The organism is Bifidobacterium sp. UBA744 (assembly GCA_002298605.1).
Taxonomy (GTDB): Bacteria; Actinomycetota; Actinomycetes; order Actinomycetales; family Bifidobacteriaceae; genus Bifidobacterium.
In genome coordinates this window covers 24568-33633 of record DBKS01000032.1, presented here as the reverse complement: position 1 = coordinate 33633, position 9066 = coordinate 24568, and the positions used below count along the sequence as shown (strand labels likewise).

Annotated in this window: 2 protein-coding genes; one reads left to right on the top strand and one right to left on the bottom strand. The window is 66.5% G+C overall.

Going from position 1 to position 9066, the window contains the following annotated elements:
• On the top strand, window positions 1-7875 hold a 7875-nt coding region (locus B2994_RS03615), incomplete at its 5' end, for a type I polyketide synthase (RefSeq protein ID WP_291527021.1).
• An 84-nt stretch (window positions 7876-7959) separates the two neighbouring features.
• Here the strand turns inward: B2994_RS03615 and nrdF are convergent.
• Window positions 7960-8952 (bottom strand): class 1b ribonucleoside-diphosphate reductase subunit beta, encoded by a 993-nt coding sequence (gene nrdF / locus B2994_RS03610; protein WP_291527020.1) that lies wholly within the window; start codon window positions 8950-8952, stop codon window positions 7960-7962.
• Window positions 8953-9066 lie beyond the last annotated feature (114 nt).

The window sequence follows — 9066 nt, the reverse complement described above, 5'->3', positions numbered from 1 at the left end:
GGTCTGCCCTATGTGGCGTTCAAGCCCGGTACCGTCGATCAGATTCGTCAGGTGGTGCGCATCGCCAAGGCCGTCGAACCCGTCACGATCATCATTGAGGTCGAAGGCGGTGTCGCCGGCGGCCACCACAGCTGGGAGTCGCTGGACGACCTGCTGATCTCCACCTATGCCGAAGTGCGGGCCCAGTCCAATCTGGTGCTCGTCGCCGGCGGCGGCATCGGCACGCCTGGTCGCGCCGCCGATTACCTGTCGGGCCAGTGGGCCCGCGTGCACGATCTGCCGGATATGCCGGTGGATGGCGTGCTGGTCGGCACGGCGGCGATGACCGCCAAGGAGGCGCATACCAGCCCCGAGGTGAAGCAGCTGCTGGTCAGGACCCCCGGCATCACCGACGCCGCCGCCAAGAACGAGGACCCGTTCGCCCCCGCCGGCGAGCAGTGGGTGCCGGCCGGCGGTTCGGTGGGCGGTGTCGCCTCCGGCCTGAGCCATCTGCACGCCGACATCTACGAGCTGGAGAATTCCTCCGCCGAATGCGGCCGCCTGCTGGTGCGCGTGATGAAGCACCCCGAGGAATTGGAATCCCGCCGCGACGAGATCATCGCCGCGCTGAACAAAACCGCCAAGCCCTATTTCGGCGACCTGGCGACGATGACCTACCTTGACTGGGCCCGCCGTTTCGCCGCATTGAGCTTCCCCTGGGCGGACGACACCTATGCGCTGCGCTTCCTGCACCTGCTGCATCGCATCGAGGCCCGCGTCAACGACCGGGAATCCGGCGAATTCGCCTCACTGTTCGCCACGGTTGAGGATGTGGCCGGCGATCCCGCCGCGGCCATCGACCGTCTTGCCGAGGCCTATCCGCGAGCCGGCGAGATCAGGGTGACACCCGCCGACGTGGCCTGGTTCCCGACGCTGGTTCGCGAATATCCCAAACCCATGCCGTTCGTGCCGCAGATCGACAACGACCTGCTGCGCTGGTGGGGTCAGGATCAGCTGTGGCAGTCCGAAGACCCGAGGTATCCCGCCGACTCCGTGCGAGTGATCCCGGGGCCTGTTTCGGTGGCCGGCATCACGACCGTGGACGAGCCGATCGCCGATATTCTCGGCCGGTTCGAGGCCGCCGCGGTCGAACGTGCCGCCGGCGGCGAATCGAAGGCGGGCGACGAATCCGATGACCTGTTCTCCACACTGAACAGCGCGGCCACCGCCGAAGCCTTCATCCGCTCCTGCCCGAACATCTCGTGGGTGGGCCACACCACCACCAACCCCGCCTACGGCACCGAAGTCGGGGACCGTCAGTACGAGCTCAAGTACTTGGGCGGCGGCGAGCAGGGCGAGGAATTCGACCTTGACATCCACCTCGACACCTACTGGGATGACGATCCGGACGGCGGCCTGTCGAAGCACGCCGTGCGCGACATCGTGATCCCCCTGACCGTCAACGGCACGGAGGCCGGCAGATTCCCCGTGGTCAACCGCGAGCGACTGACCGATCACGTCTATGCCATGCTCGCCGCTACCGCGGGTATCGGCAACACGGCCATCACCGGCGACAAGCTCGAGGCCATGCCGGCCGTCGAAGGCGGCGTCGCCGACGCCGAGCATCGGTACATCGGCAACGGGAAGGCATCCTCCGACGCGCCGTTTGGCGTCGCGCACGCCAGCTACACCCTGTCGGCCAACCTCGGCTTTGACCACGAGGCCGCCACCGCGGGGACACTGCCCGGCGATCTCAAGACGACCACGATCGCCCCCGACGCGCTGGTCGGTCCGGCTTGGCCGGCTATCTACGCCGCGCTCGGATCGGTGTATGTCGACGGTTATCCGGTGATCGAGGGGTTGCTGAATGCCGTTCATCTGGATCATCTGATCGAGCTTGAAGTCACCGAGGACGAGCTGCTCAGGCATGTGGGCGAGCGGATCACCTTGGCCAGTCGGGCCGAGGACTATTTCGAATCGGCTTCCGGTCGCGTCGTGACCATTCACGTGACCCATACCGCGCAGGACGGCACGCTGCTGGCCCGCGAAACCGAGCGGTTCGCCATCCGCGGCCGCGTCTACTCCGATGCGCTGCCGGGCGACGCCCCCGAATACGGCGATGCGAAGCATGATGACATCGAACCGACGCCAAGGCGTCTGATGCGTCGAGTCAAGGTGACGGCCCCCTCGGACATGACCGCCTTCGCCCGCACCTCCGGAGACTTCAACCCGATCCACACCTCCAGGCGGGGCGCGGCCATTTCCGGCCTCTCGGCGCCGCTGGTGCATGGCATGTGGCTGTCCGCCACCGCACAGCACGTGGCGCAGGCGTTCGACGACAAGGGCGCCCATTACGAGATCGCCGGCTGGACCTACAACATGTACGGCATGGTTCAGCTGGGCGACGTGGTGGAGATCTCCGTTGAACGCGTGGGCAAGGTACGCCATGGCGGTCTGGCGCTTGAGGTCACCTGCCGCATTGGCGGCCAGCTGGTTTCCCGCGGCACCGCGCTGATCCGCGCCCCGAAGGCGGCGTTCGTCTACCCCGGCCAGGGTATTCAGAAGCAGGGCATGGTGCTCGACGAACGCGCCAAGTCCGCCGCCGCCCGCGAGGTGTGGGAGCGCGCCGACAAACTGACCCGTTCCAGGCTGGGCTTCTCGATCCTCGCGTTGGTGCGCGACAATCCCAAGGAACTGACCGCCAACGGCGTCACCTACCATCATCCCGATGGGTTGCTGAACCTGACGCAGTTCACCCAGGTGGCGCTCGCCACCGTGGCCTTCGCCCAGACCGCCCGTTTGCGCGAATCCGGCGCCGACATCTGGCCCGCCTACTTCGCCGGCCACTCCCTCGGCGAGTACAACGCGCTGTCCGCGTTCGCCGGCGTGATTCCGCTGGAAACCGTACTGGAGCTGGTGTTCCACCGCGGTTCCACCATGCATCATCTCATTGAGCGCGACGCCCAGGGGCGCTCCAACTTCCGCATGGGTGCGCTTCGCCCGAACCAGTTCGGTGTGGACGACGCCCACGTCAAGGAGTACATCGCCCAGGTCGCCCGGGAATCCGGCGAGTTCCTGGAGATCGTCAACTACAATCTGGCCGGTCAGCAGTACGCCGTTGCCGGTACGATCGCGGGGCTCAAGTACCTCAAGGCCGACGCGTCCCGCCGTGCCAAGGAGTATGGCGGCAAACCGCCGTTCATGCTGGTGCCCGGCATCGACGTGCCGTTCCATTCGACGCTGCTGCGCAAGGGCGTGCCCGAGTTCCGCGACAAGCTCGACGCGCTGCTGCCCGCCCATATCGACTACAGCCGCCTGGTTGGGCGCTACATTCCGAATCTGGTGGCCGTGCCCTTCGAAATGACCAGGGAGTTCGCGGCCAGGATTCTCGACGTGGTGCCCTCCGAGCGCATCCGCGAAGCGTTGGAGCGACCCGATGTGTGGGATTCCTATGCGGCCGACGATCAGAAGCTCGGGCGTCTGCTGCTCACCGAGCTGCTGAGCTGGCAGTTCGCATCCCCGGTGCGTTGGATCGAAACCCAGGCGTTGATGTTCGGCGACGAGTCGAAGGGGGGACTGGGCGTCGAGCGGTATGTTGAGGTCGGACTGGGCAACGCCCCGACCCTGGCCAACCTCGGTGCCAAGACCCTCAAGCTGCCGGAGTTCTCGAACCGCCATGTCGGCGTGTACAACGTGGGGCGCGATGAAGGCCGTGTGTACTACACCGACACCGATCCCCTGGCGCGCATCGACGATGACGAGACGGCGGATGAGACGCCGGCCGCCGCATCGGAGGCCCCGGCGCAGATGAAGGACGCCGCCGCCGTGAAGGCGTCGGCCCCCGCTTCCCCCGCGCCCTCCGTCGCGTCCGCTCCCGCCGGTACCCCGTCCGGTTCCGTGGTGGCGGATCTGAACTCAGGCTCCGACGGCAAGACGCCGGACGACATTCCCTTCACCGCCTCCGACGCCATCGGTGTGCTGATGGCCTACTCCACCAAGGTGCGACTTGATCAGATCGGCGCCAACGACACCACCGACACCCTGACCAACGGCGTGTCGTCGCGCCGCAACCAGCTGCTGATGGATATCAGCTCCGAGCTGGGCGTGGCCAGCGTGGACGGCGCGGCCGAGGCGACGCTCACCCAGTTGGCCGCCATCGTCAACAAGGCCGCTCCGAACTACAAGCCGTTCGGCGCGGTGCTGTCGGAAGCCCTGCGCGACCGCGTGCGCTCGTTGTTCGGCGCGGCCGGCGTCAAGCAGTCGTACATCCGCGACAGGGTGCTGGGCGTCTGGCGGCTGGGCGAGGGCTGGGTGGCCGCCGTGCTGTCCGCCCTGCTGCTCGACACCCGCGAAGGCGCCAGCTCCCGCGGCGGTGATTTGGCCAAGCTGCCCACCGAGGCCGTGCAGAGCAAGGCCGAGGCCGACAAGCTCATCGATGCGGCCGTTGAAGTGGCCGCCCAGTCAAAGGGCGTCACCGTGTCGAAGCCGTCCGCAGACGCCGCCGCAGGTGGCGCCATGGTCGACTCCGCCGCGCTGGACGCCTTCGCGCAGAAGGTCACCGGCGCCAACGGCGTACTGGCCGCCACCGCCCGTTACCTGCTGGGCGAACTCGGCGTGGCCGCTCCCGCGCCCGAACCCGGCAGGGACGAGAACGCGGCGGTGGTCGAGGCCGTGACCGCCGAGTTGGGCGCCGACTGGCCCGCCCAGGTGGCGCCGCGATTCGACGCGCGCAAGGCGATCCTGTTCGACGACCGGTGGGCTTCCGCCCGTGAGGATCTGGCCGACGCCTATTACAACGGCGAGACCGCCGCGCTTGAGGACTCCTTCGCCGGACTGGGCAAGGCCGTGGCGGATGAAGCCGCCTGGTTCGCACAGCTCGCGCGGCGGGCCGGCAAGGTCGAACTGGCCGCCGACTATGAGCGCATCGCGACCGAGGCCCTCGAACCGGTTGCGGACGCCGCCCGGCGCTTTGCCGGCGATGTGGCGGTGGTCACCGGCGTGGCGCCGAACTCCATCGCCGCCCAGGTGGTCAACGGCCTGCTGGCCGGCGGCGCCACCGTGATCGCCACGTCGCACAGCTTCAGGCCGAGCGTCAAGGCATGGGCCAAGCGCACCTACCGCGCGCACGCGGCGGGTGACGCGAAACTGTGGCTGGTGCCGGCCAACCTGTCGAGCTATCGCGACGTGGACGCGCTGGTCGACTGGGTGGGCAATGTGCAGAAGAAGACCACCGGCGCGACCACCACGATCCTCAAGCCCGCGTACGAGCCGAGCCTGTTCTTCCCGTTCGCGGCCCCGCCGGTGCACGGCACCCTGGCCGATTCGGGCGAACTGTTCGAGTCGCAGGCGCGTCTGATGCTGTGGAGCGTGGAGCGCGCCATCGCCGGATTCTCCGCGATCGGCGCCGACACCGACGTGCAGCACGCGCTGCATGTCGTGCTGCCGGGCTCGCCGAACCGCGGCATCTTCGGCGGCGACGGCGCGTACGGCGAGGTGAAGTCCGCGTTCGACGCCATCGTCAACCGCGCCCGTTCCGAGAAGGCGTGGTCGTCCCGCGTCACCTTCGCCCACCCGAAGATCGGCTGGGTGCGGGGCACCGGCCTGATGGGCGGCAACGATCCGCTCGTCGAGGTGGTCGAGCGACACGGCCTGAAGACCTACTCCACGGCCGATATGGCGTCGAAGCTGCTGGATCTGTGCACCGCCGAGGCGCGACAGGAGGCCGCCGACCATCCGCTGGACGTGGATCTGACCGGTGGGCTGGGCAGCGAGCCGATCGACATCAGGGCATTGCGTGCCGAAGCGCTTGCCGACGCCGCGAAGCGGTCCGAAGAGAATGCCGGGCAGGCTTCCGCGTCGACGCCGTCCGCTTCCCCCGCGGCGGTTCTGAAGGCCCTGCCGAGCCCGCATGTGCCGCATCAGGCGCCGGTGGATCTTGCCGATTGGCAAAACGTCACCGCACGTCCCGAGGATGAAATCGTCATCGTGTCGGTGGGCGAGCTGGGTCCGTGGGGGTCCGGCCGCACCAGATTCGAGGCCGAGCTGGGCATCCACTCCGACGGCAGCGTCGATCTGTCCGCGGGCGCGGTGCTCGAACTCGCCTGGAATATGGGTCTGCTGACTTGGCATGACAGTCCGAAGCCGGGCTGGTACGACGTCGATGGCAACCTTGTGCCCGAGGAGGACATCGCCGAGCGTTACCATGACGAGGTTGTGGCCCGCTCCGGCATCCGTCCCTTCGAGGAGGGCATGGGAGCCGACTACAAGGACGGTGCCGACGAGGAGGAGTCCGAGGTCTTCCTCGATCATGACGTCACGTTCTCCGTGCCGAACGAGGATGTGGCGAGGGAATACGTCAAGCTTGACGAGGCCCACACCTCCATCGCCCCCGACGCCGAGTCCGGCGAGTGGAACGTCACCCGCCATGCTGGCTCGATGATCCGCGTGCCTCGCCGCGCCACCATGACCCGTACCGTGGGCGGTCAGTTCCCCAAGGGCTTCGATCCGGTCAAGTGGGGCATTCCGGCCTCCATGGTCGGTGATGTGGACGAGATCGCGCTATGGAACATCGTCACCACGGTGGATGCGTACCTGTCCGCCGGTTTCAGCCCGGCCGAGGTGCTGCAGGCCGTGCATCCCTCGATGGTGGCCAGCACGCAGGGCACCGGTTTCGGCGGCATGGCGTCGATGCGCAAGCTGTATCTCGACCGCTTCCTCAACCACGAGATCCCGACCGACATCCTGCAGGAGGCGCTGCCGAATGTGGTGGCCGCGCATGTGATGCAGTCGTATATCGGCGGCTACGGCAATATGATCCAGCCGGTGTCCGCCTGCGCCACCGCCGCGGTGTCGCTGGAAGAGGGCTTCGACAAGATCGCCCTCGGCAAGGCCGACTTCGTGGTGACCGGTGCGATCGACGACATCGGCGTGGAATCCGTCATCGGGTTCGGCAACATGAACGCCACCGCCAATTCGCAGGAGATGTACGACAAGGGCATCGACGCGCGCTTCTTCTCGCGCGCCAACGACCGTCGTCGCGGTGGCTTCCTGGAATCCCAGGGCGGCGGCACCATCCTGCTGACGCGCGGCGATATCGCGCTGAAGATGGGCTTGCCGGTCGCCGGCGTGGTGGGCTTCATCCACTCCTACGCGGATGGCGCGCACACCTCCATTCCGGCGCCGGGACTGGGCGCCCTCGCCGCCGGCATGGGCGGCAGGGGCTCCAAGCTGGTGCGCGACCTGGCCCGTCTCGGCGTCACGCCGGACGACATCGCCGTGGTCTCCAAGCATGACACGTCCACCAATGCCAATGATCCGAACGAATCGGAGCTGCACAACACGCTGGCCCACGCCATCGGCCGGACCGACGGCAACCCGCTGTTCGTGATCTCGCAGAAGACCCTGACCGGTCATGCGAAGGGCGGCGCCTGCATCTTCCAGGTCAACGGCCTGACCCAGCTGTTCAACTCCGGCGTCATTCCCGCCAACGCGGCTCTGGACTGCGTGGATCCGAAGCTCGCCCGCGACGATCATATGGTCTGGCTGCGCAAGCCCCTGCATGTCGGCACGGTGAAGGCCGGTCTGGCCACTTCGCTGGGCTTCGGCCATGTCAGCGGTTTCGTCGCGATCGTCAATCCCGGCGCCTTCGAGGCCGCCGTGGCCAGAAGCGAGGGCGTGGCCGCGCTCGACGAGTGGCGTTCGCGCGCCAACGCCCGTCTGGCCGCCGGCCGGCGTCGTCTTGAGGAGGGCATGATGGGCCGTGCCGCGCTGTACGAGCCGATCGACAACCGCCGCTTCCACGAGGACGGCAGGGGATATGACCACCATGAGGTTGAAAAGGCCATGCTGCTGAATCCCGACGCCCGTCTGTCCGCCGACGGCTATTACGAGGTCTGACGGATATAACGGAGGCGCCCGGCCCGGGGATTGGCGTTTGCCATCCCGGGCCGGGCGCCTTGTTGCTGCCGCGGCTGGCGAAGCTCAGAAGTTCCAGTCGTCGTCGTCGGTTTCGACGGCTTTGCCCATGACATAGCTGGAACCGGATCCGGAGAAAAAGTCGTGGTTCTCGTCGGCGTTGGGGGACAGAGCCGACAGGATCGCCGGATTGACGTCGCAGATCTCCGCGGGGAACAGGGCCGGATATCCCAGGTTCATCAGCGCCTTGTTGCCGTTGTATCTCAGGAACTTCTCCACGTCGTCGGACAGCCCGACCGGATCGTACAGTGATTCGGTGTACTCCACCTCGTTGTCGTACAGCTCGTTGAGCAGATCGTATGTGTAGCTTCGCATCTCGTCGCGCACGGATTGGGAGACCCGCTCGAGACCCTTCTGGTATTTGTATCCGATGTAATAGCCGTGCACGGCTTCGTCGCGGATGATCAGTCGAATCACGTCGGCGGTGTTGGTGAGCTTGGCGTGCGAGGAGAAATGCATCGGCAGGTAGAAACCCGAGTAGAAGAGGAACGATTCCAGCAGCGTCGAGGCGACCTTGCGCTTGAGGGGATTGTCCCCCTCGTAATAGTCGAGTACGATCCGCGCCTTGTTCTGCAGGAACTCATTCTCCTCGCTCCATGCGAAGGCCTCGTTGATCTCGGCGGTGGAGCACAGCGTGGAGAAGATGGAGGAATACGACTTGGCGTGCACGGACTCCATGAACGCGATATTCGTGTACACGGCCTCCTCGTGCGGCGTGAGCGCGTCGGGGATCAGCGAAACCGCCCCCACCGTGCCTTGGATGGTGTCGAGCAGCGTCAGGCCGGTGAACACGCGCATTGTGAGCGTGTGCTCGGCGTCGCTCATGGTTTGCCAGACGGGAATGTCGTTGGAGATGGGGACCTTCTCCGGCAGCCAGAAGTTGCCCGTCAGGCGGTCCCATACCTCCAGATCCTTGTCGTCCTCCAAGCGGTTCCAATTGATGGCCGATACCCGGTTGATCAGCGTGAGGGGCTTGCGCGGTATTGAAATCGGTGGCATGGGTCAGTTCTCCTTGGGCTCGTCGTTGCCTGTGGTGCGCTCCTCCGGTACGGTGAGCCGGAGCAGCAGGCGGTATACGGTTCGGTTCATAGGTGGTCCTTTCCTGGGCTTTGG

Coding starts and splice junctions, on each gene's coding strand:
- nrdF (WP_291527020.1), bottom strand. CDS start 8,952: ATGCCACCGATTTCAATACCGCGCAAGCCCCTCACGCTGATCAACCGG.